23 protein-coding genes and 2 riboswitches are annotated in these 21781 nt (G+C 69.0%); of the genes, 14 read left to right on the top strand and 9 right to left on the bottom strand.

Features of this window, described 5'->3' with window-relative positions:
* Positions 1 to 162: 162 nt before the first annotated feature.
* Positions 163 to 540 (top strand): STAS domain-containing protein, encoded by a 378-nt coding sequence (locus DFJ65_RS14270; RefSeq protein ID WP_170144104.1) that lies wholly within the window; start codon positions 163 to 165, stop codon positions 538 to 540.
* Between the two features lie 107 nt (positions 541 to 647).
* Here DFJ65_RS14270 and DFJ65_RS14265 read toward each other — a convergent pair whose 3' ends face one another.
* Together DFJ65_RS14265 and nucS are read right to left on the bottom strand one after the other, a co-directional pair.
* Positions 648 to 2192, bottom strand: coding sequence for a gamma-glutamyltransferase (locus tag DFJ65_RS14265; RefSeq protein ID WP_115923589.1), 1545 nt, complete (start codon positions 2190 to 2192; stop codon positions 648 to 650).
* The gene (gene nucS, locus DFJ65_RS14260; RefSeq protein WP_115923588.1) at positions 2192 to 2887 is read right to left on the bottom strand and encodes an endonuclease NucS; all 696 of its coding nucleotides are present in this window, start codon (positions 2885 to 2887) and stop codon (positions 2192 to 2194) included. Before nucS ends, DFJ65_RS14265 begins: the two co-directional genes overlap by 1 nt.
* Before the next feature lie 99 nt (positions 2888 to 2986).
* Between nucS and DFJ65_RS14255 the strand changes: the two genes are divergently transcribed.
* Both DFJ65_RS14255 and DFJ65_RS14250 read left to right on the top strand, forming a co-directional pair.
* On the top strand, positions 2987 to 4612 hold the full coding sequence (locus DFJ65_RS14255) for a 3-hydroxyacyl-CoA dehydrogenase family protein (RefSeq protein WP_115923587.1): 1626 nt from the start codon (positions 2987 to 2989) through the stop codon (positions 4610 to 4612).
* A gap of 1 nt (position 4613) precedes the next feature.
* Positions 4614 to 4913: a hypothetical protein gene (locus DFJ65_RS14250; RefSeq protein WP_115923586.1), complete on the top strand. Its 300-nt coding sequence runs from the start codon at positions 4614 to 4616 to the stop codon at positions 4911 to 4913.
* A 34-nt stretch (positions 4914 to 4947) separates the two neighbouring features.
* On the opposite strand, the gene DFJ65_RS14245 is transcribed toward DFJ65_RS14250, so the two are convergent.
* Both DFJ65_RS14245 and mce read right to left on the bottom strand, forming a co-directional pair.
* Positions 4948 to 5649, bottom strand: coding sequence for a response regulator (locus DFJ65_RS14245; RefSeq protein WP_115923585.1), 702 nt, complete (start codon positions 5647 to 5649; stop codon positions 4948 to 4950).
* Positions 5650 to 5790: 141 nt separating this feature from the next.
* Entirely contained in the window at positions 5791 to 6243 is a 453-nt protein-coding gene (gene mce, locus DFJ65_RS14240; protein WP_115923584.1) for a methylmalonyl-CoA epimerase, read from the bottom strand.
* 67 nt (positions 6244 to 6310) lie between these two features.
* Here mce and DFJ65_RS14235 point away from each other — a divergent pair, with 67 nt between their 5' ends.
* The 3 genes from DFJ65_RS14235 to DFJ65_RS14225 are packed head-to-tail and all read left to right on the top strand — an operon-like array spanning position 6311 to position 10283.
* On the top strand, positions 6311 to 7513 hold the full coding sequence (locus DFJ65_RS14235; protein WP_115923583.1) for an acetyl-CoA C-acetyltransferase: 1203 nt from the start codon (positions 6311 to 6313) through the stop codon (positions 7511 to 7513).
* Between the two features lie 29 nt (positions 7514 to 7542).
* Positions 7543 to 8502, top strand: a complete 960-nt coding sequence (gene meaB, locus DFJ65_RS14230) for a methylmalonyl Co-A mutase-associated GTPase MeaB (protein WP_115923582.1) — start codon at positions 7543 to 7545, stop codon at positions 8500 to 8502.
* Positions 8503 to 8519: 17 nt separating this feature from the next.
* Positions 8520 to 10283, top strand: a complete 1764-nt coding sequence (locus DFJ65_RS14225) for an NAD(P)/FAD-dependent oxidoreductase (RefSeq protein ID WP_211308452.1) — start codon at positions 8520 to 8522, stop codon at positions 10281 to 10283.
* Positions 10284 to 10353: 70 nt separating this feature from the next.
* Here the strand turns inward: DFJ65_RS14225 and DFJ65_RS14220 are convergent, their stop codons facing one another.
* From DFJ65_RS14220 to DFJ65_RS14200, 5 genes are read right to left on the bottom strand one after another with little or no spacing between them, the layout of a single operon-like run.
* Positions 10354 to 11463 (bottom strand): LLM class flavin-dependent oxidoreductase, encoded by a 1110-nt coding sequence (locus DFJ65_RS14220; RefSeq protein ID WP_115923580.1) that lies wholly within the window; start codon positions 11461 to 11463, stop codon positions 10354 to 10356.
* Positions 11460 to 12266 carry a DUF1684 domain-containing protein gene (locus DFJ65_RS14215; RefSeq protein ID WP_115923579.1) on the bottom strand — a complete coding sequence of 269 codons (807 nt, stop codon included), beginning with the start codon at positions 12264 to 12266 and terminating at the stop codon, positions 11460 to 11462. The genes DFJ65_RS14220 and DFJ65_RS14215 overlap by 4 nt, the downstream gene beginning before the upstream one ends.
* Before the next feature lie 25 nt (positions 12267 to 12291).
* On the bottom strand, positions 12292 to 13278 hold the full coding sequence (locus DFJ65_RS14210; protein WP_115923578.1) for a transporter substrate-binding domain-containing protein: 987 nt from the start codon (positions 13276 to 13278) through the stop codon (positions 12292 to 12294).
* Positions 13279 to 13303: 25 nt separating this feature from the next.
* Positions 13304 to 14062 carry an amino acid ABC transporter ATP-binding protein gene (locus DFJ65_RS14205; protein WP_115923577.1) on the bottom strand — a complete coding sequence of 253 codons (759 nt, stop codon included), beginning with the start codon at positions 14060 to 14062 and terminating at the stop codon, positions 13304 to 13306.
* Positions 14059 to 15120 (bottom strand): amino acid ABC transporter permease, encoded by a 1062-nt coding sequence (locus DFJ65_RS14200; protein WP_115923576.1) that lies wholly within the window; start codon positions 15118 to 15120, stop codon positions 14059 to 14061. Before DFJ65_RS14200 ends, DFJ65_RS14205 begins: the two co-directional genes overlap by 4 nt.
* A 72-nt stretch (positions 15121 to 15192) precedes the next feature.
* Positions 15193 to 15310: riboswitch (SAM riboswitch) on the bottom strand.
* A gap of 21 nt (positions 15311 to 15331) precedes the next feature.
* Between DFJ65_RS14200 and DFJ65_RS14195 the strand changes: the two genes are divergently transcribed.
* The 8 genes from DFJ65_RS14195 (at position 15332) to DFJ65_RS14160 (ending at position 21725) form a co-directional block, all read left to right on the top strand.
* Complete coding sequence (locus DFJ65_RS14195; protein ID WP_245950289.1) at positions 15332 to 15931, top strand: RrF2 family transcriptional regulator; 600 nt, start codon at positions 15332 to 15334, stop codon at positions 15929 to 15931.
* Between the two features lie 72 nt (positions 15932 to 16003).
* Positions 16004 to 16114, top strand: a riboswitch (SAM riboswitch).
* 74 nt (positions 16115 to 16188) lie between these two features.
* On the top strand, positions 16189 to 17364 hold the full coding sequence (locus tag DFJ65_RS14190) for an LLM class flavin-dependent oxidoreductase (RefSeq protein WP_115924337.1): 1176 nt from the start codon (positions 16189 to 16191) through the stop codon (positions 17362 to 17364).
* 11 nt (positions 17365 to 17375) lie between these two features.
* Positions 17376 to 18749 (top strand): NtaA/DmoA family FMN-dependent monooxygenase, encoded by a 1374-nt coding sequence (locus DFJ65_RS14185; RefSeq protein ID WP_115923574.1) that lies wholly within the window; start codon positions 17376 to 17378, stop codon positions 18747 to 18749.
* Positions 18746 to 19855 carry an LLM class flavin-dependent oxidoreductase gene (locus tag DFJ65_RS14180; protein WP_115923573.1) on the top strand — a complete coding sequence of 370 codons (1110 nt, stop codon included), beginning with the start codon at positions 18746 to 18748 and terminating at the stop codon, positions 19853 to 19855. Before DFJ65_RS14185 ends, DFJ65_RS14180 begins: the two co-directional genes overlap by 4 nt.
* Complete coding sequence (locus tag DFJ65_RS14175) at positions 19852 to 20358, top strand: flavin reductase family protein (RefSeq protein WP_211308451.1); 507 nt, start codon at positions 19852 to 19854, stop codon at positions 20356 to 20358. The genes DFJ65_RS14180 and DFJ65_RS14175 overlap by 4 nt, the downstream gene beginning before the upstream one ends.
* The gene (locus DFJ65_RS14170) at positions 20355 to 20885 is read left to right on the top strand and encodes an NAD(P)H-dependent oxidoreductase (RefSeq protein ID WP_115923571.1); all 531 of its coding nucleotides are present in this window, start codon (positions 20355 to 20357) and stop codon (positions 20883 to 20885) included. The genes DFJ65_RS14175 and DFJ65_RS14170 overlap by 4 nt, the downstream gene beginning before the upstream one ends.
* Positions 20886 to 20915: 30 nt before the next feature.
* On the top strand, positions 20916 to 21221 hold the full coding sequence (locus DFJ65_RS14165) for a thiamine-binding protein (RefSeq protein ID WP_115923570.1): 306 nt from the start codon (positions 20916 to 20918) through the stop codon (positions 21219 to 21221).
* Positions 21222 to 21725, top strand: coding sequence for a GNAT family N-acetyltransferase (locus tag DFJ65_RS14160; RefSeq protein WP_115923569.1), 504 nt, complete (start codon positions 21222 to 21224; stop codon positions 21723 to 21725).
* The last annotated feature ends 56 nt before the right edge of the window (positions 21726 to 21781 follow it).

Below are 21781 nucleotides of genomic sequence, written 5' to 3'. Positions count from 1 at the left end.
ATTATCACCCAGGGCCGTTGAAGTGCAACGAAATTGGGGAAATGACGGCTTCGGACCGGCACATCTCTGTGACGAAAACGTGACCTCAACCTGGTGCGCGCTTTACCGAACGGATGGCTCAATGGATATGCATCCACCCGAACAATTGGAATGGGGGTTCCAATGTCGGACTTCGTCGCCCGATCGACCCGGCGCCATCGCTACAAGCCCGCACCCGAATTCGAGGTGCGGGAAGTGTGTGTCGGCTACGAGCTCGCCGTGCTCGGCGAGCTGAACGTTCACACCATCTCCGCGGCCCGCGATGTGCTCAGTGGCGCCATCGACGCCGGCGAGGGCGAACTCCGGCTGCAGATGCGCGGCGCCGAGGTCGCCGATGCGGCCGGGCTCGGGATGTTGGTCGGCGCCGACCGACGCGCCGCGCGAGCGGGACGGCAGCTGGTGCTGACCGAGGTGTCGCCGCGGCTCGACCGGGTGATCCGCAGCACGAAACTGAGCCGGTTGCTCACCTGGACCGCGGCGCCGCAGAGCGCCACTGCCTGATCGAACCTGAACGAACTGAACGAAGCAGTCCAGTGGGGTTGAACCGGCCGGGCCTGAGAAGTCGGGCCTGAGAACTCGGGCCTGAGAACTCGGGCCTGAGTATCGACTCAGCCGATCGCGGTCGCCGAAGCACGCCGCGGGTCTGCGGCAGCCTCGAGGTCACCGTCGGCCTTCCGCTTGGCGGCGCCGACCCCACCGAAGTACATCGCGTGGCGGCTGTGCGTCCGCACGGGTGCGTCCATCTGCCGGGCGGCGGCTTCCAACGCCTCGTCGGGTTCGGTCTCGATCGAGATGTCGCGGGTGGCGAAGTCGACCCCGATGTGCGCCCGGGGGGCGTTGATCGCGTCCTGAAGTGCGGCGCCCTCGAGACAATGCGCGGTAAGCACTTGCATCAGCGCGGTGGTGATGCGGTCTGCGCCCGGGCTGCCGATCGCGAGCATCGCGCCGTCGTCGGCGCGACCGGTCGTCGGCGCCATGTTCGACGCGAGCCGGGTGCCGGGGGCGACGGCGTGCAGGCCACGCCGGTTGAGTTCCGGTTCGCCGAGGCAGTTGTTGAGCACGAGGCCGGTGCCGGGCACGGTGACCCCTGAGGAGTAGCCGGCGGACGACGTGAGCGCGCAGGCATTGCCGTGGCTGTCGACGGTGCTGACATGCGCGGTGTCCTGGGAGGTGGGCAACGAGGTGAGTTCGTTCTGCTCCAGGGTGCGCAGCAGGTCGGCGCCGGCGGCCTCGAGGTCGGCGGCCGCGTCGAGGTGGGCGGCGCGGTAGGTGAGCACCTCGCGCTGCACCTGCAGGATCGTGCGCGCGTCGGTGCCGCGGCGCTGGAGCAGACGCAGCATGGTGGCCAGCACCGGCCCACCGATGGACGGCGGCGGGTTGGTGGCCAAACGCCACGCACCCACCCGGTCGACGGTCGCGGGGCGAACAGTCGCGCGGTAGGCCCGCAGATCGTCGAGCGTGATCAGCCCGCCTTGGCCGAGCACGTGATCGGCGACCCGGGCGCCGAGTTCTCCGCCGTAGAGCAGGTCGAAACCCTCGTCGTTGAGCGCCTGCAGCGAGTCGGCCAGGGGTACGTTGGTCAGCAACTGTCCGACGGCGACCGGCCGGTCGCCGTCGAAATGGGCGGCCCGGGTCTCGGGGTCGAAGCTGTAGAGGCCCTCGCCGGTCAGCTCGATGTAACTCGCGGCCGCGGCGCCGAGGCGGAAACCACGCCTGGCGATGTCGATGGCAGGGGCGGTGATGTCGGCCCACGAGGCGCGGCCGTAGCGCGCGTGGGATTCCTCGAACGCCTTGAACGCGCCCGGCGTCGCCGCCGAGCCGGCACCGGCGTAAATGGTGATGCCACCGCCGTATTCCAGGTGCACCTCGCGCAGCCCACCGCCGAAGCGCTCGGACGGCAGGCCGCGTCCGGGCATCTCGCAGTTGCCGTCGACGACGGCCGGATCGCCGTCAGCGGGCCAGACGTTGACGAACGCGCTCGCCAACGCCGACACGATGCCGGGCTCGCTGACGTAAGTGGCGAGCATCGAGGCGATTGCGGCGTCGACGGCGTTGCCGCCGAGGTGGATGAGGTCGAGCCCGGCCTGCGCGGCGAGGGCGTTGGGTGCGGCGACCGCACCGCCGTGTCCGCGGAAGAGCTCGTCCTCGGCCATCAGAAGAGCCTCGACTCCACGTCGTCGATGCCGCGCAGGGCGTCGTAATCGAGTGTCACGCAACGGATCCCGCGGTCTTGCGCCAGCGTGCGTGCCTGCGGCTTGATGAGCTGTGCCGCGAAGACGCCCTGCACGGGCGCAAGCACCGGGTCGCGGTTGAGCAGCTCGAGGTAGCGGGTGAGCTGCTCGACACCGTCGATGTCGCCGCGCCGCTTGATCTCGACCGCGACGGTCGCGCCGTCGGCGTCGCGACACATGATGTCGACCGGGCCGATCGCGGTCATGTATTCGCGGCGGATCAGCGTGTAGCCGGCGCCGAGCGTGGTGATGTGCTGGGCGAGCAGCTCCTGCAGCTGCGCCTCGACGCCGTCCTTCTGCAGTCCCGGGTCGATGCCGAGGTCGTGCGTGCTGTCGTGGAGCACCTCGAACAGGCGCACCCGCAGGTTGTCCTCGCTCTTGGAATGCTGCACGAACCACACGGCCTCGACGCCCTCGTCCGCCTCGTCGGCGGTGGGTTCGAGCTCGGTGAGGGTGCACGGGGGAGTCATCCAGTTGAGCGGCTTGTACGAGCCGCCGTCGCTGTGCACCAGCACCGACCCGTCGGCCTTCACCATCAACAGACGGGTCGCAGTGGGCAGGTGGGCGGTCAACCGTCCGCCGTAGTCGACGCTGCACCGGGCAATCACAACTCGCACCCGGGCAGCCTAATGGCCGGTCACGGACGGCGTCCGCCGGTCGTCCGCCGGTCGACGACCGGTCGTCGGCGCCCGGGCGGGGGATGGGAGGATTCGGGCATGACGAGCGAGATCAAATCTGTCGGTGTGATCGGGCTGGGCACCATGGGTGCCGGCATCGTGGAGGTCTTCCTCAAGGCCGGTATTCCGGTCGTTGCGGTCGACGGATCGACCGAACTGGCCGAGCGTGGCAAGGGCTTCCTGGTGGCCTCCCTCGACCGGCAGGTCAAGCGCGGACGCCTCGATGAGGCGGGTCGTGACGCCCTGGTGGGGCAGGCGACCTTCACCGACCAACTCGACGACCTGCACGACGTCGACCTCGTGATCGAGGCGGTGCCCGAGCGGCTGGAGATCAAGACGTCGATCTTCACCAAGCTCGACCTCATCGTGCGCGACGACTGTGTGCTCGCCACCAACACCTCGAGCCTGTCGGTGACGCAGATCGCCGCCGCCACCCGCCACCCCGAGCGGGTCATCGGCATGCACTTCTTCAACCCCGCGCCGGTGCTGGCGCTCGTCGAGGTCATCACGACGCTGTTCACCGACGACGCGTTGGTCGAGACGATTCGCTCCCTCGCGGTCGAGCTGGGCAAGAAGCCGGTGGTCGTCGGCGACCGTGCGGGCTTCGTCGCCAACGCGCTGTTGATCACCTACCTGGCCCGCGCCATCCGCATCTACGAGACCGGTCACGTGTCGCGCGAAGACCTCGACGACGCGGCGCGCATGGGCATCGGATTCCCGATGGGCCCGCTGACCCTCTCCGACCTCATCGGCCTCGACGTGGTCAAGGAGGTGTGCGACGTGATGTACGAGGCGACCAAGGAGCCGTCGTCGGCGCCGCCCGCGCTGCTGCAGCAGATGGTCGCCGCCGGTCGCCTGGGCCGCAAGACCGGTCGCGGTTTCTACGACTACGGCTCCGAGGCCGAGGCGCCGGCCGACCGTGACGCCGCCACGTTCGCGACGAAGGTCGCGGTGTTCACCGACACCGACGAGGGCCGCGCGCTCGCCGCCACTCTGAGTGAGGCCGGCATCGCGACGACCTTGTTCGACTCCCCGCAGGAGGGGTCGCTCGCCGACACCGAGCTGGTGCTGTGGGCGATCGCCGCCGACGACGCCGACGACTTCGACGACGATGCCGACGTCGAGCGCCGCACGCAGGAGAACGCCTGGCGCGGTGAGCTGCTCGCCACCTTGGCGCCGTCGGTGCCGGTCGCCATCCTCGACCCGAACGCCTACGTCGAGATCGGCAACGAACTGGCAGACGGCGCGCCGGTCGTCGCGCTGCGCCTGCACGCCGCGACGAAGGCGGGCCGGTTCGCCGAGATCGTGCGCGATCCCGAAGGCTCCGACACCGCCGAGGAACTCGTGGCGGCGACCCTGGCCAACGCCGGTATCCGTTCGGCACGGGTGCGCGCCCGCGCCGGGCTGCTCGTCGACGCGTTGCTGCTGCAGCACCTCAACGACGCGGCCAACATGGTCGAGTCGGGTTACGCGAGCGTCGACGACATCGACACCGCGATGACCGCCGGCTGCGGATACCCGCAGGGACCTTTCGCCTACATCGCCCAGCTGGGTCCGGAGTACGTCGCGGGCGGGCTGGCCGAGCTCTACGACGAGACCCGGCAGCCGGCGGTGTGGCCGTCGCCGTGGTTCGACGACGCCAACGCCGCAGAGCAGCTGGGCTGAGATGCCGCGGCGCAACCACCGACGGGATCGGCCCGAGCGGGCCGACCTGTCGCGGTTGCTCGATGTCGGCCTGCGCGTCGACTCCTATCAGGGGCAGCGGTGGAACGTGCGGTCGGTGCGCGGGAACGACGCCGGCCGCCAGTACGTCTGTCCGGGCTGCCAGCAGCAGTTGTCCAGCGCGATCGCGCACGTCGTCGTGTGGCCGGCCGAAGGACTGGGCGACCTGACCGACCGACGACATTGGCACACCCAATGCTGGGCGGCGCGCGACCGGCGTCCGCCCCGCGGGTCGTGGCGCTGAGCCGGTCACCCGGTCTCGACTCACGCGCCGCGGGTCACTCGTCCAGCAGGTCTCCCGGACGCAACCCGAACTCACGCTCGATGTCGGCCGGGCTGGCGTTGCGCAGGTAACCGGCGAACTTCTCGGTGACCGCGTCCATCCGATTGCGCGCCGACGCGACCGTGATGTAGTGCTTGCCGGCGATCTGCTGCCACGACAGCCCACGGGCGCGCTCGCGCAACACCTCCAACTGCTTGTCGGTGACCTCCGGCAGTTGTCCGTGGCGTTGCAGCACCTCCGCGACGCCGACCAGTCCGGGAGTGATGACGAACTGCCCGGCGGCGACGCGGGTGATCGCGTCGGTGGTGACCTCGGGGTCGTCGTACTTGTGGGTGATGCCGCTGGCGCCGGCGCGCAGGCATTGCGCGAGCACGAACGGACGGCTCTCCTCGGTGTAGATGCACACCCTCAGACCCTCGTCGGCCAGCGCCCGGATCGCCCGGCGTCCTTGCAGCACACCGGGATGGGTGGTGTTGGCCAGCTTCAGATCGGACACCACCGCGTCGACCTCGGGCGCATCCCGCAGGAACTGCTCGACGGTCGGGTAGGTCGCAACCACCTCCAGCCGGGGGTGGATGGCCGCGAATCCGGCGCGCACCACATGCAGGTCGTCGACCAACGCGACGCGGGGCCGGACGGCGCCCGCTGAGTTGTCGTCGGCCTCGGCCCGGGCGGCGAGGTCGGTGCCATCGGTCATGTGTTCGTCCTGTTCGGTGTCGATTGGCCCCTACAGTGCCCCACCGTGCCCGACACCCGCCGCCGGTTTCGACCCCGCGAAAGTTCGCACGATCGAGCACATCCGTCGCGTGTCGTGCAAACTTTCGGGGGCCGCCTCGCGTCAGTGGGCGGTGTCGGCCGCGTGCTCGACGAGTTCCACCAGCACCCCGCCGGCGTCCTTGGGGTGGATGAAGTTGATCCGCGAGCCGGCCGTGCCGCGCCTCGGCTCGTCGTAGAGCAGCCGAAGTCCCTTATCCCGCAACGCTTGCGAGACCGCCTCGACGTCGCTCACGGTGTAGGCCATCTGCTGGATGCCGGGGCCGGAACGGTCGAGGAACTTGCCGATGCTCGACTCGGGGGACAGCGGGGCGAGCAACTGGATGTGGGAGTGCGGGTGCTCGGGGTCGCCTACGGTCATCATCGCCTCGCGGACGCCCTGCTCGGGGTTGGTCTCCTCGTGCGCGAGGGTCATCCCGTACGTTTCGCGGTAGAACGCGATCGCTTCATCGAGGTCGGTCACCGCGATGCCGACGTGGTCGAGCGCTTCGAACAGATGCGTGGGAAGGGCGGTCATGGGCCAAGACTAGGCTGGTGCCAAACCGTGATGCGGATCGTATTCGCCGAAGCTGGAGGACAGATCGATGACCGACGACGCACGCACCCCCGTCCTGGTGGCCGGTGCCCGCACCCCGATGGGCCGGTTGCTCGGCTCGCTCAAGGACTTCTCGGGCACCGACCTCGGTGGCATCGCCATCAAGGGTGCCCTGGAGAAGGCCGGGGTCGCCGGTGACCAGGTGCAGTACGTGATCATGGGCCAGGTGCTGACCGCCGGCGCCGGTCAGATCCCGGCCCGTCAGGCCGCGGTCAAGGGCGGCATCCCGATGACCGTGCCGGCGCTCACCATCAACAAGGTGTGCCTGTCGGGTGTCGACGCCATCGCGCTCGCCGCCCAGCTGATCCGTGCGGGCGAGTTCGACACCGTGGTGGCGGGCGGCCAGGAGTCGATGAGCCAGGCGCCCCACCTGCTGACCAAGAGTCGCGAGGGCTTCAAGTACGGCGACGTGAAGATGACCGACCACATGGCCTACGACGGTCTGTGGGACGTGCTGACCGACCAGGCGATGGGCAACCTCACCGAGTCGGCGAACAAGGGCGACCAGGAGTTCACCCGCACCGAGCAGGACGAGTTCTCGGCGCGCAGCCACCAGTTGGCCGCGAAGGCGTGGAAGGACGGCCTGTTCGACGACGAGGTGCTCACCGTCAGCATCCCGCAGCGCAAGGGCGATCCGCTGGAGTTCAAGGCCGACGAGGGCATCCGCGCCGACACGACCGCCGAGTCGCTGTCCGGCCTGCGGCCGGCGTTCAGCAAGGACGGCACGATCACCGCGGGCTCGGCGTCGCAGATCTCGGACGGCGCCTGCGCGGTCGTGGTGATGAGCAAGGCCAAGGCGCAGGAGAAGGGGCTGAAGTGGCTGGCCGAGATCGGTGCCCACGGTGTCGTCGCCGGTCCCGACTCCACGCTGCAGTCGCAGCCGGCCAACGCGATCGAAGCCGCATGCGCCAAGGAAGGCATCGCGCCGTCCGACCTCGACCTCATCGAGATCAACGAGGCGTTCGCCGCGGTCGGTCTCGCGTCCACCAAGCAGCTCGGTCTGGACGCCGACAAGGTCAACGTCAACGGCGGCGCGATCGCCATGGGTCACCCGATCGGCATGTCCGGTGCCCGCATCACCCTGCACCTGGCGCTCGAGCTCGCCCGTCGTGGTGGCGGCGTCGGCGCGGCCGCTCTGTGCGGCGGTGGCGGTCAGGGCGACGCCCTGATCGTGCGCGTGCCGAAGGCCTGAAATTCGCTGCAACCCTTAAGGATTCATCGATGAGTCGTCGGGACGTCGACGTACCTTCGTTGGTCGAGGCGGCCCGGGGAGGATCCCCCCGGGCCGTCGCCCGTTTGATCAGCCTGGTCGAGAACGCCGACCCGCGGCTGCGTGAGGTCATGGCTGCGCTCGCGCCCCACACCGGTCGAGCCCGCATCATCGGGCTCACCGGCTCGCCCGGCGTCGGCAAGTCGACCACCACCAATGTGCTCGTGCGTGCCTTTCGCGAGCGTGGCTTGCGGGTCGGGGTGCTGGCCGTCGATCCCAGTTCGCCGTTCTCCGGCGGTGCGCTGCTCGGCGACCGCATCCGCCTGGTCGACCACGCACTCGACCCCGACGTCTACATGCGCTCGATGGCCAGCCGGGGTCATCTGGGCGGGTTGTCCTGGGCGACGCCGCAGGCGCTGCGGGTGCTCGATGCTGCCGGTTGCGACGTGATCTTCGTCGAGACGGTGGGCGTCGGGCAGAGCGAGGTCGAGGTCGCGGGCCTCGCCGACAGCGTGTTGGTGTTGCTCGCACCTGGCATGGGCGACGGGGTGCAGGCCGCGAAGGCGGGAATTCTGGAGATCGGCGACGTGTTTGTCGTCAACAGGGCCGACCGGGAGGGTGCCGATGCGACGGTGCGCGACCTGCGCCACATGATTACCCTCGGCGACCGCACCGAGCCGGGTTTGTGGCGTCCGTCGGTGGAGAAGTTGGTGGCCGAGAAGGGCACCGGTCTCGACGATTTGATGGCCGCGCTCGACAAGCACCTCGCGTGGTCGCAGAAAAGCGGAGAATTGGGGCGTCGTCGCACCGCGCGGGCGCGTTGGGAGATCGAGCAGATCGCCCTACGTCTGCTGCGGGCACGGATGGCGCGGCCTGGCGAGGGCGGCGATCTCGACGACCTCGCGGAGCAGGTGGTGGCCGGCACGACCGACCCTTATAACGCAGCCGATCGATTGATTGAGAACTTATGACTGACAACGGAATTCGTATGACCATCAAGCCAATGATCCTCGTGGTCGCAGCGCAGTACGCCGAGGTGATGGAGGGGGAGTTCTCCCGCTACAAGCGCGACTATGAGGTGGTGGTCGTGCCGACCCTCGCCGACGGGTTGCGGCAGGCACAGCGGGCGATTGCGTTCAACGGACAGATCGCACTCGTCGCCGCGGAGTCCTCTCTCGCCGACACCCCGGGGCTCGTCGCGCTCGACTGCATCCACGCGCTCAGCCCGACGGTGAAGCGCGTGCTGCTGCTCGGTTGGGGCGAGTTCCGACACACCCGCACGGTGGTGCGCGAGGCCATGGCCGCCGGACGCTTGGACACGCCGTTGACCGTGCCGCGCGGGGTGCGCGAAGAAGAGTTTCACACCGCGGTCACCGAGTTGCTGTCCGACTGGGCATGGACCTCCGCCGGCCCCGTGGTCGCGGCCGTCGAACTCGTCTCGCCGCCCGACATCGCGGCGCTCGGTCGGTTGCGTGACTTCTTCGATCGTCAAGGCGTGCCGACCCGCACCTCCAGCCCCGAAAGCGAGGTCGGGCTCGAGATCATCGAACAGCTGCGCAGCACCGGTCACGAGGGTGAGATCGATTACCCGCTGGTGAGCTCACCGTTCGGCGGGCTGGCGCAGAATCCCACCATCGCGCAGGTCTCGACCTACTTCACCGACACCTCGACCGACCTGTCCGCCGAGGTGTTCGACCTGGTGATCGTCGGCGGCGGCCCGGCCGGGCTGGCCGCCTCGGTCTACGGTGCGTCCGAGGGTTTGCGCACGGTCGTCCTCGACTCCGATGCCATTGGCGGACAAGCGGGTTCGAGCTCGATGATCCGCAACTACCTCGGCTTTCCGCGTGGCATTTCCGGCATGCGGCTGGCGCAGCGGGCCCGCACCCAGGCATCGCGCTTCGGCGCCGATCTGCGACCGGGTTGCCGGGTGACCGGCGTCGAGCTGGGCACCGACGGGTCGCCGCACGTGCTGCTCACTCCGAAGGGACGCGTGCGGGCGCGAGCCCTGCTGGTGGCCTCGGGTGTGAAGTATCGCCGGATGGGTGTGCCTTCAATCGACGAGCTCGTCGGGCTCGGTGTCCACTACGGTGCGGCCACGTCGGCGGCGCGGGAGTGCGCCGGCGGTCACGTGGTCGTAGTGGGCGGTGGCAACTCGGCCGGTCAGGCCGCGGTGCATCTTGCGAAGTTCGCCCGCGTGGTCACCATCGTGGTGCGTCGCGCCGACCTGACCGAGACGATGTCCGACTACCTCATCCGTGAGATCGAGGCCAACCCGCGCATCAAGGTCGCAGGCAACGCCGAGGTCGTCGGTGCCGGGGGATCGGGCCACCTGGAGTGGCTGCGCGTTCGCAACAACGTCACCGGCGAGGAGTTCACCAAGGAGGCTTGCGGGCTGTTCATCCTGATCGGGGCGCACCCCTGCACCGACTTCCTGCCCGACGAGGTGGCTCGCGACGGCGCCGGTTATGTGCTCACCGGACGCGACGTGCCGATGGATACCTGGCGAAACGGCTGCCCGCCGGCGCCACTGGAGACCACCGTTGCGGGTGTGTACGCCGTCGGTGATATCCGATCCGGTTCGATGAAGCGGGTCGCGTCGGCCAGCGGAGAGGGCGCGGCTGCGGTGCCGTTGGTGCACGAGTACATCGCGGCGGTGTCCGAGGGATTGATCTCCGGCGACACTTCTGTCGATGACACTGCCGACACTGCCGACACGGTCGGCGCGGTCGCAACGGTCGGAACCACCGCCTGACCAGAGCACGGTGTGCGCGTGCCGGCAGCAGCCGCGAGGTGCTGCCGGCACACGCACAGGTCCGGCTTGATCAGCCGGTCAGCGACAGATCCGCGGCGTCGGCGGAGCCCGCCACCGCGTCGTCGACCAGCGGTCCGGCGCCCCACGTCGGCGGCTCGGGGAACTGCGCCCGAAGCACCGGCTGCACCTCGCGCGCGTAGAGCTCGAGGCTGTCGCGGTGGTCGGATTCGCTGATGCCGATCGCCTGTGCGCTGACGTGCTGCACGCTGTGGCCGAACCGGTCGTGGTAGCGACCGATCTTGTCGAGCACCTCCTGCGGGCTGCCGATCAGCGCCGAACTTCGCGCGACGTAGTCGTCGAGGTCGGCGAACACCGGGTCGACACCGAGACGTCGCTGGGTGGCGAGGTATCCGGCGAACGCCGGCTCGAAGAGCGCGCGCGCATCCTGGGAGCGGGGGCGCACACTCAGGCCCGCGCTGCCGGCGCCGACGGTCAGTTGCGCCGGGTCGTGCCCGTAGTGCACCCAGCGTTCGCGGTAGTGCTCGATCAGTTCGGCGTACGGCTCGATCGGGTTCGTGACGTTCGCCGAGAACAACGGGTCGCCGTAGCGAGCGGCAAGGTCGACCGACTCGCGGCTGGTCGCGCTGCCGTGCCAGATGCGGATCGGCTGTTGGTACGGCCTGGGCCACACCTCGGCGTCGTTCAGCGGCGGTCTGAACCGGGTCGCCGCACTCACCTTGTCCTGGTGCCAGATCGACCGGAACACCTCGTACGACTCGGCATTGCGATCCCATTGGTCCTCGGGAGTCACCGCGAACAGTTCACGCTGCGCGCTGCCGTTGCCTTTGCCGATGATGAGTTCGAGTCGTCCCTGGCTCAGGTGGTCGAGCGTGGCGTAGTCCTCGTAGGCCCGCACCGGGTCGAGCAAGCTGAGCGTCGTCACCGCGGTGAACAGCCGGATGCGGCTCGTGCGTGCGGCGAGGTGCGCGAGCACCACCGTCGGGGCGGAGGAGATGAACGGTCGCTCGTGCCGTTCGCCGACCCCGAAACCGTCGAGGCCGATCGACTCGGCGTGCTCGGCGGCGCGCACCACCTGCTCGAACCGCTCATGGGTGGAGATCTGTGCACCGGTGACGGGGTCGGGCGCGTGGATGATCAGGCTGATCGCGATGGTTCTCATCCGGCGGCCCTCGCCAGGTGGTCGCTTTCGGGCAGCCGCTCGCCGGCGGTCACCGCGATCGGCAGCCGGTTCTCCAGCGGCGGGTAGGGGCAGGTCGCGTGCGGGGTGTAAGCGCACGGCAGGTTGACCGCCCGGTTGAAATCGAGCACCACCTCACCGCCGTCCGGCGCCGGCACCGCGATCGAACGAACTGCCGGATGCGTTGTCACACCTGCGGTTTCGTCGCTGAACAGCACCAGCAGGTCGCCGTCCCGGTGGCCGGGGAAGGCGGTCAGGGACAGCCGGCGTCCGGCGATTTCGAAGGTGATCTCGCCGACCGCGTCGTAGACGTGTTCCAGACCTTCGACGGCTGCCCCCACCGTTGTCGGTCGAGGCTTGACGAACGGGGAGTAGTAGCCGGTGACGACCCACTCCGGTGTCGGCTCGAAGGTCGAAGTGCCGGTGAACGAGGTGCGCAGCGCATTGTCGGGGTGACGCGGCCGCAGAATGTCGAAGCCGCCGCGCTTGGCCACCTCGAGGGCCACGTCGCCGCTACGAACGGTCACTCCGCCACGTTCGGGGAGCACCCCGAAGTCGTGGTGGCCGGTGATCGGGCGGTCGTCGAGTTCGAGTCTCTCATCGGGGTCGAGGTCAACGCTGACCCCAGCGGCGGTGCTGCGCCAGACGCCCGGCGCATCGGGGAAACGGGTGGGTTCGGGCCCGAGGAAGTTGAGGCTGGTGACTGCCAGGAATCCGTGTGGCGCAGCGAGATTCGCCTCGTGCCCGGCGTGCCAGTCGGTCCAGTCCTGGATGAAGGTACTCATGGGTGTCGTCTCCTGCTCATCCCCGTCAGAACGACGGGGAAGGGTTGATCTCGGACTTGGCGATGACGGAGTCGGCAACGTTCCACTTGGCGAACAACTTCGCGTAGGTGCCGTCCTTGATAAGGCTGTTCACCGCTGCGTTGAGCGCGGGTGCGAGGGGTGAACCCTTCGCCGTGACGAATCCGACCTTGGTGTGGGCGACCTCCCCGAGGTAGCGGGTGCCGGGGATCTTCGTGATCAGCACCTTCAGGCTGAGGGTGGGGCCGAAGTAGACGTCGACCTTGCCGTTCTGCAGGCCGAGGTAGATCGGTGCGGTGTCGGCGAAGTACTGCACCGTGTAGGGCTGCTTGCCCGCCTTGGCGCACTCCGCCTTGTTCGACTCGAGCAGCTTCTGGAAGGTCGTGCCGGGGGACGTGGCCACCTTGAGACCGCAGACGTCCAGGAGCGACTTCACCGAGTCGACCTTGACGTCCTTGCTGCCGACGAACGACTGACCGTCGACGAGGTAGGTGGCGAAGTCGACGACCTTCAGGCGGTCCTTGGTGACTCCGAAGTTGGCCTGTCCCACCTGGTACTTCCCGCTCTGCACACCGGGCACGATCGTCTGGAAGGTGCCGGTCTGGGGCTTGAAGGTGATGCCGAGCTTGCCCGCGACGGCGGCACGGATGTCGAGGTCGAGCCCGACCTCCTTGCCGTCCTGCACCCCGGCGTGCGGCAGACCGGACGTGCCGGTCACCTGGGTGACACCGAGCAGAATCTGGTTGCTGTCCTTGACCGACTGCGGCAGGAGAGCACGTGCCGCGGCGTCGGTCTGCACGCCGGTCACTGCGGCGGACGCTGAGGAGGATCCCGTCGACCCTCCTGCGGGGGTGGTGCTGGCGGCGTCCGAGCTGCCGCCGCACGCGCTCAGGGTGAGCGCGGTGGCGATGGCGGCGGCGGTGAGGCCGGGGGTGACGCCGGCGGACCGGCGAGTGACCGGGGAGTTGTCGGTGGTGTTGCGGGTGATGTTCATGGTGGTTCTCCTTGGCTGGTGGGTGTCACAGGACCGCGGCGACGAAGGCGCGGGCACGGTCGTTGGCGGAGTGGTCGAGGACCTCGTCGGGGGCACCGATCGCGGCCACCCGGCCCTCGTCGATGAAGACGAGCTGATCGGCGACCTCTCGGGCGAAGCCGATCTCGTGGGTGACGATGGCCATCGTGATGCCGGTGGTCGCGAGCTCCTTGATGACCGCGAGCACCTCCCCGACGAGTTCGGGGTCGAGCGCGCTGGTGGGTTCGTCGAACAGGATCAGCGCCGGGTCGGTGGCCAGTGCCCGGGCGATGGCCACCCGTTGTTGCTGCCCGCCGGAAAGGTGTGCCGGATAGGCGCCGTCGCGGCCCTCGAGGCCGACTCGGGCGAGCAATCGGGTCGCGGTGGCACGCGCAGTGGTGCTCGGGATGCCCGCGGCGAGCTGCCCTTCCATGATGTTCTGCGCGGCGGTGCGGTGACCGAACAGGTTGAACTGTTGGAACACCATTCCGATCCGGGCGCGTTGCCGGGCGATCTCCCGCGGCGAACGTTCTCGCAGCCGGTCGCCGTCGACGCGATAACCGATGACCTCACCGCCGACCTCGACGTAGCCCGCATCGGGACGCTCGAGGTGGTTGATGCACCGCAGCAGCGTCGACTTGCCCGACCCGGACGGGCCGATGATCGCGGTGACGCTGCCGGCCGGAAGGTCGAGGTCGATGCCGCGCAGCACCTCCCGTCCGCCGTACGTCTTGTGCAGGTTGCGGATTCGCACGCCGGCGCTCATGCCGCACCGCCCTTCGCCGAGGTGTGGACGCGGTGTGGGAACAACCGCAGGTTCGCGCGCCACAGGGACACCAACCCGCTGCCGCCCCCGGAGCGTCGGCCGCGGGTGAAGTGGCGCTCGAGCAGGAACTGGCCGACGGACAGCACGGAGGTGAGCACGAGGTACCACAGGGTCGCCACGAGCAGCAGCGGGATGACCTGGAAGTTGTCGTTGTAGATCAGCTCGGCGGCGCCGAGCAGGTCTTGGACGGCGATGACACTGACCAGCGAGGTGGCCTTCAGCATGCCGATCAGCAAGTTGCCCGACGCGGGGATGATCGCCGGCATCGCCTGCGGCAGCACGACCCGCCGGAAGGTGCGCCAACGGGAGAGTCCGAGTGACTGGGCAGCCTCGGTCTGTCCCTTGTCGACAGACAACAGACCGCCGCGCACGATCTCGGCGGCGAAGGCGCCGACGTCGATGGTGAGGGCCACGTATGCCGCGACGATCGCCGAGAACAGGTGTGCGGTCTGCACCGAGGCGAATTCCGGTCCGAACGGGATGCCGATCGACAGCCGCGGATAAAGCGAGGCGATCTCGAACCAGAACAACAGTTGCACCAGGGGCGGCACCGAGCGCACCAGCCAGACGAATCCGAAGCTCGCCGAGCTCAACACCGGGTTGTCGGACAACCGCAGGATGGCGACGGCGATGCCGAGCACGTATCCGCTGACCATCACCGCGGCGGTGAGCCAGATGGTGAGCACGAGCCCGTCGAGGATGGCCTTGCTGAAGAGGTGTTCGCCGACGATGTGCCATTGGAAGCGTGGGTTGGTGAACAGGGTGTTCACCAGCATCGCCAACAGCACCGCGGCGACACCGGCCGACGCCCAGCGCAGCGGACGGCGGCGCCCGAGCAGCGGGGCGCCGGCGAGATCGGCGGTCAGATCGGCGACGAGACCAGCGGCAAGTTCGCTTGCGGGAGCGGGGGATTGATCACCCTTGCTGACGTCGGGAGCGGGGCGGATCGCCGGCCCGCTCCGTGTCGCCGACCCTTGGTCGACGGTGAGTTGGGACATGGGTATTCCTCACGTTGATCGGGCGGGCGTCGTCAGCCCACGGCCGGCGCCTGCCGGGTGGGGTCTGTCGAGCCGTCGCGCTTATGGATCGCGCGGTTTCGCGACCCATCGGGTGGTCACCTGGAGCACCCCACCGCGGGAGGAGGGTTGCTGGGCAGCAAGCCAGGGCTTGTCACTGCCGCTCATCACCTGAGAGCTGGAACATAACCAGATGTTCTGGATTCCACAAGTTAACAGCATGCTCTATCTAAATGGTGGGATTTATTTCGCGTCGGCACCGTTTATCGTGGGCACCTCGGGCAACCATGCAGTGGGGGCGACACCGGGCGAGTGGCGGGACAACAGGAGGACATCCGTGCAGATCACGGCGCGCAGCGACTATGCGGTGCGGGCGGCGCTCGAGCTGGCGATCGCCTACCCGGAGCGGTTGACGATCGACCGCATCGTCAGCGAGCAGGATCTGCCCCGAAAGTTCGTCGAGGCCATCCTGAGTCAACTGCGACGCAGCGGCATCGTGGTGACCCAGCGTGGGTGTGCCGGCGGTTACGGGCTCGCACGATCGCCGAAGGAGATCACGATCGGCGACATCATCCGCAGTGTCGACGGCCCCCTCGCCGAGATCCACGGGGTGCGGCCGCACGAACTGAGTTACGAGGGCGTCGCCGAGCATGTTCCGGCGCTCTGGGTGGCGCTGCGGTCGAGCATGCGCGCAGTGCTCGACGTGGTCACTCTGCAGCAGTTGCTCGGCGGGAAGTTCCCTGCGTCGGTGCGGCGTCTCGGCGACGCCGATGACGCCTGGTTGCCTCGCTGACCCACCACTTCAATCCCTACTTTTGAGATAGGCATTAGACAAGACGGCGGTTCGTCGTCTAGCTTCGGCATCGGTCACGAGTGACAGCGTCAAGCCCTGGCTGGCTGTCCGGCAACCCTCCCTCGCGGCGGGGTGCTCCAGGTGATGACCCGGCGACGCCACCCGGCGTCGCAAGCGCGAATACCCTTTGCCGGCAAGGCTTTACGCCCTGAAGGCATCTCTTTCGCGACCTCGCATCTGACGAAAAGGTGATGCCGATGTCGGCCGAACAGTCAATTCATCTCGCCGTGGCGCTCGATGGCGCCGGATGGCACCCGGGCGCCTGGCGCTCCACACCCACACTCGCCGGTGGGCTCTTCGACCCTGGTTACTGGACCGACCTCGCCCAGGAGGCCGAGCGCGGGATGCTCGATCTGGTGACCTTCGAGGATCGCTTCGCACCCACCGACCCGGCGGACGGCGACCGCGACGATGTCGTCGTCGGCGCCCTCGATGCTGCGCTGGTCGCGTCCCGGGTTGCCACCCGCACCGAGCGCATCGGCCTGGTGCCGACGGTGCTCGCTCAGCACACCGAACCGTTCCACGTCTCGACCTCGATCGCCACGCTCGACTTCGTGAGCAACGGCCGGGCCGGCGTGCGACTGCGCGGCAGCTGGGACCCGCGGGAGTACGAGAACGTCGGCCGGCGTCCGGCACCGTCCGCCGAGCGACCCACGGGCGAACAGGTGCGCAGCCTGTTCGGTGAGGTCGCCGACCACATCGAGGTCTCGCGCCGGCTCTGGGACAGCTGGGAGGACGACGCCGAGATCCGGGATGTGGAGACCGGGCGCTTCATCGATCGGGATCGACTGCACTACATCGATTTCGAAGGTCCGGAGTACTCCGTGCGCGGCCCCTCGATCACTCCGCGGCCACCGCAGGGTCAACCGCCCGTGGTGGTGCTCGCGCACCAGGACGACGGCTACCGGCTGGCCGCACGCAGCGCCGACGTCGCTCTGGTGACACCGTCGGACGCGGCCGACGCCCGGCGCATCGCCGGGGTGGTGCGCGGGGAGGCAACGGCGGCCGGGCGCGCCGAACGCGAGGTGCGCGTGCTCGCCGACCTGGTCGTGGTGCTCGATGCGTCGACCTCGGCCGCCGAGGATCGCCTCGGCCGTCTCAACCGACTCGCGGGACGCGAATTCACCAGTGACGCAACTGTTTTCGTCGGCACTGCGGACAACCTCGCGGAGTTGATCCTCGACTGGACCGAGCACGGTGTCGATGGCTTCCGGCTGCGCCCGGCGGTGCACGGACACGACCTGCAGCAGGTCACCCGCACGCTCGTGCCCGCACTGCAGGACGCCGGCGCCTTTCGTCGTGACTACCGATCGACCACCCTGCGCGGCCACCTCGGACTCGACCGGCCGACCAGCCGCTACGCCGCGGCCTGAAAGGACAGGCAATGACCAAGCAACGCAAGCAGATCCGGCTCGGTGCGCACTTCCCGGGTGTCAACAACACCACCGTGTGGAGCGATCCGGAGGCGGGTAGTCAGATCTCGTTCGAGTCGTTCCGGAGGTTCGCACAGACCGCCGAACGCGGCAGGTTCGACTTCCTGTTTCTCGCCGAGGGGCTGCGTCTGCGCGAGCACCAGGGCAGGATTCACGACCTCGACGTCGTCGGCCGGCCCGACACCTTCACGGTGCTGGCGGCGCTCGCCGGGGTGACCGAACACATCGGACTCGCCGGCACGATCAACTCCACCTTCAACGAGCCCTACGACCTCGCCCGCAAGTTCGCCACCCTCGACCACCTGTCGGCCGGCAGGGCGGCATGGAATGTCGTCACGTCGTCGGATGCGTTCACCGGGGAGAACTTCCGGCGCGGGGGATACCTCGATCCGTCCGATCGCTACACCCGCGCGGCGGCGACCGTGGGCGCCGCGCGGCGGTTGTGGGACTCCTGGCTCGACGGTGACCTCATCGCCGACGCGCAGGAGGGAAGGTTCGTCGCCGACCCGCATGCGGGGGCGTATGCCTACCACGACAGGTTCTTCGACATCCGCGGGCGCTTCAACGTGCCGCGGTCGCCGCAGGGGCGACCGGTGATTCTGCAAGCAGGGGACTCGCCGGAGGGCCGTGACTTCGCGGCCGCCAACGCCGACGCCATCTTCACGAGGCACTCGACGCTCGAGGCGGGGCAGGAGTTCTACCGCGACGTGAAGCGGCGCCTGGGCCAATTCGGCCGGACCCCGGAGGAATTGCTGATCCTGCCCGGTGTCACCTTCGTCGTCGGTGACACCGACGAGGAAGCGCAGGAACAGGCACGCGTGATCCGGCGGCAGCAGGTCAGCGGTCGCACCGCGATCAACTTCCTGGAGCAGGTATGGAACCGCGACCTGTCCGCGTACGACCCCGACGGCCCGTTGCCCGACGTCGACCCGGTCGTCGGAACCGAACTGCTCACGCAGGGGCGGGCCAGCGTGCGCCGGGACGACGCGCTGCAGGTCGCGCGCCGCTGGCGCGAGCGGGCCGAGGCCGACAACCTGTCGATCAGGGAACTCGTCATCGAGACCACCGGACGACAGAGCTTCATCGGTTCGCCCCTGACCGTCGCATCGCAGCTCAACTACTTCGTGCAGAACGACGCCTGCGACGGTTTCATCCTGGTGCCGCACCTGACGCCGGGCGGTCTCGACCCGTTCGTCGACAAGGTGGTGCCGCTGCTGCAGGAGATCGGGGTGCTGCGCACCGAATACTCCGGCGGCACGCTGCGCGAAAACCTCGGCCTGCCGCCGCAGGCAGCAGCGGCCGAGGCGCGGGAGGAGGCGTCATGAGCGTCCCGCTCTCGGTGCTCGATCTGGTGCCGATCTCGTCGGGGGCGACGGCCGCCCAGGCAGTGCGCCACAGCGTCGATCTCGCCCGACGAGCAGAGGAATTCGGTTACGCCCGTTACTGGTTCGCCGAGCACCACCTGAACCCCGGCGTTGCCGGTGTGTCGCCCGCGGTGACCATCGCGTTGGCCGCCGCGGCGACGACGTCGATCAGGCTCGGCGCGGCGGCGGTGCAGATGGGTCACCGCACAGCGCTGTCGACCTTGGAGGAGTTCGGCCTGCTCGACGCCGCCTTCCCCGGACGGATCGATCTCGGGCTCGGCCGCTCCGGTGGGGCACCGCCCGCCGATGCGCCGCCGGCCCGGACCGCCAACGAGGTCTTGGCGAACGGCTTGGTGCTTCCGCCGCCGTTCTCCTTCGCTGCTCTCGCCGGGTCGCCGCGGTTCGCGGCGCAACGTGAGCTGCTGACCCAGCCCGACGCACGTCCCCAGGGATACCGGGAACAGATCGGTGTGCTGCTCGCGCTCCACGCCGGCACCTACCGGCACCCGAACGGCGAGTCGGTGCACGCCGGTGCGGGGGAGGGCGCCGACCTGGAGTTCTGGATCCACGGCAGCAGCGCCGGCGAAAGTGCCCGTCTGGCAGGCGAACTCGGTGTCCGGTTCGGATCCAACTACCACGTCGCGCCGTCCGCGGTGCTCGAAGCGGTCGCCGCCTACCGTGCCGCGTTCCGGCCGAGCGCCCGGCTCAGCCGTCCGCACGTGATCGTCTCGGCCGACGTGGTCGTCGCAGACGACTCCGAGACCGCACGCCGACTGGCCGCCGGATACGGGCAGTGGGTGCGCAGCATCCGCACCGGTGCGGGCGCGATCGCCTATCCGACGTCGGACGAAGCGGCCAGCACACCCTGGGGCGCGGCCGACGACGCGTTGGTCGCCGACCGCCTCGACACCCGATTCGTCGGCACCGCCGCGCAGGTCGCCGACCGGTTGGCGGCGCTCCAGGAAGCCACGTCAGCCGACGAACTGCTCGTCACCACGATCACCCACGACCACGGCGACCGGGTGCGGTCGTTCCAACTCTTGGCCAAGGAATGGAGCCAACGATGAGCCTTCCTGTGCAGCACCACGCGGCGCCCGACACCGATCACCTGCGGCGCGTGTTCGGCGCCTATCCGACGGGCGTCACCGCGCTCGCCGCGATCGTCGACGGCAAACCCGTTGGTATGGCGGCGAGTTCGTTCACTTCGGTCTCGCTCGCGCCGCCGATCGTCTCGGTCTGCATCGCGCACAGTTCGTCGACGTGGCCGGTGCTGCGTCGCACGCGGCGACTGGGTGTGAGTGTGCTGGCTGCCGATCAGGTCGACGCCTGTCGCGCCCTGTCGGCCCGCGACACCGACCGTTTCGCCGATCTGCGCTGGCGCGAGACCTTCGGGGGAGCGGTGCTGCTCGACGACGCCGGTGCGTGGATCGAGACGAGCATCCGTCAGGTGGTGCGCGCCGGTGATCACGACGTCGTGCTGCTCGACGTGCACGACCTCGACCGCGCCGACGAGGTGGCACCCCTGGTGTTCCACGGCAGTGCCTTCCGGCGGTTGGCGGAGGGCGAATGACCACGATCGCGCTCGTTGTCGGCAGCCCGCGCCGGGAGTCGGTGCACCGCAGGCTGGCGCTGCTCGCCGCCGATCTGGCGTCGCCCGACATCACCGTCGATCTCGTCGAGAGTCTCGACCGCGTGCCGCTCTACAACGAAGACGTCGACGTCGAGCCGGCGCTCGCGCCCGAGGTCACGGCGTTGCGGTCGCGCATCCGCGGCGCGGACGCGGTGTTGTTGTTCGCGCCGGCGAACAACGGCACGTTGAGCGCCGTGCTCAAGAACGCGCTCGACTGGTCCTCGCGGCCCTACGGGCGATCATCGTTGCAGGACAAGCCGATTGCTGTCGTTTCGGCGGCACACCGCACCGACACCGTCGCCCAGCACGCGCACCTGGTGGCGACCATCGCCGGCGGCGTCCCGGTCGAACCGTCCGCTCTGTTCGCGCTCAAGCAACTCGACCTCGACGATCCGGCAGTGGGCGAGGGGTTGCGGGCCACGCTGGTGGCGCTCGCCGGCGCAGTGCGGGAGGTTGCGGCCGCCTGACGTCGATGTGTCCCACCTACAGTGAGAGGCATGCTCTTCGCCTTCTCCGTCGCACCGTCCACCACCGACGACCCGAACGGGTCGGTCAGCGAGGCCGTCGCCGCGGCACTGAAGGTGGTGCAGGACTCCGGATTGCCGCACGAACTCGGCTCGATGTTCACCACCGTCGAGGGTGAGTGGGACGAGTGCATGGCGGTGATCAAGCACGCCACCGAGGCGGTCGCACGGTTCAGCCCGCGCGTGTCGCTGGTGATGAAGGCCGACATTCGCCCGGGCTACGACGGCCAGATCACGGCCAAGGTCGCGCGGGTGCGGGAGCACCTCAAGGAGAGCTGAATGTCGCTGTCGGACTATGAGATCCGGCCGGCCGATGTCGCCGATGCGCCGAGCCTCGGCCGTGCCCACGTGCGCATCTGGCAGGAGGCCTACGCAGGGTTGATGGACGCCGACTATCTCGCCGGCCTCGACCCGCGGGCCCGCGGCGAACGGTGGGCGACGATCATCGAGCAGATGCCGCCGGCCCAGCGCACTCGGGTGGCGGTGCATCGGGCGTCGGGTGAGGTGGTCGGCTTCGTCACGGTCGACACGGCCCGTGACGACGACCCGGCCACGCCGACCGAACTGTGGGCGATCAACGTGCTTGCCGATCATCACGGCACCGGCGTCGCGCAGGCCCTTCTCGATGCTGCGTTGGGCGAAGACGACGCCTACCTGTGGGTGGTCGAGGGCAACGAACGGGCTCAGTCGTTCTACCGGCGCAACGGGTTCGCCGTCGACGGCGGGCGCAAGCGGGACGAGCGGCTCGGCGTCGATGAGCTGCGAATGACCAGACGCGGGTGACTCGGCGGGGGTGACCGGGGTCACCGTTTTGCCACTACAGAAGTAGAAGCGCGCCT

This window comes from Calidifontibacter indicus, from assembly GCF_003386865.1.
GTDB lineage: Bacteria > Actinomycetota > Actinomycetes > Actinomycetales > Dermatophilaceae > Yimella > Yimella indica.
This window is presented reverse-complemented; position numbering and strand designations above follow the sequence as displayed.

Bases quoted from the DNA above. Each gene is read 5' to 3' on its own strand.
- DFJ65_RS14270 (WP_170144104.1), top strand. From the start codon at position 163: ATGTCGGACTTCGTCGCCCGATCGACCCGGCGCCATCGCTACAAGCCC.
- DFJ65_RS14265 (WP_115923589.1), bottom strand. From the start codon at position 2,192: ATGGCCGAGGACGAGCTCTTCCGCGGACACGGCGGTGCGGTCGCCGCA.
- DFJ65_RS14255 (WP_115923587.1), top strand. From the start codon at position 2,987: ATGACGAGCGAGATCAAATCTGTCGGTGTGATCGGGCTGGGCACCATG.
- DFJ65_RS14250 (WP_115923586.1), top strand. From the start codon at position 4,614: ATGCCGCGGCGCAACCACCGACGGGATCGGCCCGAGCGGGCCGACCTG.
- DFJ65_RS14245 (WP_115923585.1), bottom strand. From the start codon at position 5,649: ATGACCGATGGCACCGACCTCGCCGCCCGGGCCGAGGCCGACGACAAC.
- mce (WP_115923584.1), bottom strand. From the start codon at position 6,243: ATGACCGCCCTTCCCACGCATCTGTTCGAAGCGCTCGACCACGTCGGC.
- DFJ65_RS14235 (WP_115923583.1), top strand. From the start codon at position 6,311: ATGACCGACGACGCACGCACCCCCGTCCTGGTGGCCGGTGCCCGCACC.
- meaB (WP_115923582.1), top strand. From the start codon at position 7,543: ATGAGTCGTCGGGACGTCGACGTACCTTCGTTGGTCGAGGCGGCCCGG.
- DFJ65_RS14225 (WP_211308452.1), top strand. From the start codon at position 8,520: ATGACCATCAAGCCAATGATCCTCGTGGTCGCAGCGCAGTACGCCGAG.
- DFJ65_RS14220 (WP_115923580.1), bottom strand. From the start codon at position 11,463: ATGAGAACCATCGCGATCAGCCTGATCATCCACGCGCCCGACCCCGTC.
- DFJ65_RS14215 (WP_115923579.1), bottom strand. From the start codon at position 12,266: ATGAGTACCTTCATCCAGGACTGGACCGACTGGCACGCCGGGCACGAG.
- DFJ65_RS14210 (WP_115923578.1), bottom strand. From the start codon at position 13,278: ATGAACATCACCCGCAACACCACCGACAACTCCCCGGTCACTCGCCGG.
- DFJ65_RS14205 (WP_115923577.1), bottom strand. From the start codon at position 14,062: ATGAGCGCCGGCGTGCGAATCCGCAACCTGCACAAGACGTACGGCGGA.
- DFJ65_RS14200 (WP_115923576.1), bottom strand. From the start codon at position 15,120: ATGTCCCAACTCACCGTCGACCAAGGGTCGGCGACACGGAGCGGGCCG.
- DFJ65_RS14195 (WP_245950289.1), top strand. From the start codon at position 15,332: ATGTTCTGGATTCCACAAGTTAACAGCATGCTCTATCTAAATGGTGGG.
- DFJ65_RS14190 (WP_115924337.1), top strand. From the start codon at position 16,189: ATGTCGGCCGAACAGTCAATTCATCTCGCCGTGGCGCTCGATGGCGCC.
- DFJ65_RS14185 (WP_115923574.1), top strand. From the start codon at position 17,376: ATGACCAAGCAACGCAAGCAGATCCGGCTCGGTGCGCACTTCCCGGGT.
- DFJ65_RS14180 (WP_115923573.1), top strand. From the start codon at position 18,746: ATGAGCGTCCCGCTCTCGGTGCTCGATCTGGTGCCGATCTCGTCGGGG.
- DFJ65_RS14175 (WP_211308451.1), top strand. From the start codon at position 19,852: ATGAGCCTTCCTGTGCAGCACCACGCGGCGCCCGACACCGATCACCTG.
- DFJ65_RS14170 (WP_115923571.1), top strand. From the start codon at position 20,355: ATGACCACGATCGCGCTCGTTGTCGGCAGCCCGCGCCGGGAGTCGGTG.
- DFJ65_RS14165 (WP_115923570.1), top strand. From the start codon at position 20,916: ATGCTCTTCGCCTTCTCCGTCGCACCGTCCACCACCGACGACCCGAAC.
- DFJ65_RS14160 (WP_115923569.1), top strand. From the start codon at position 21,222: ATGTCGCTGTCGGACTATGAGATCCGGCCGGCCGATGTCGCCGATGCG.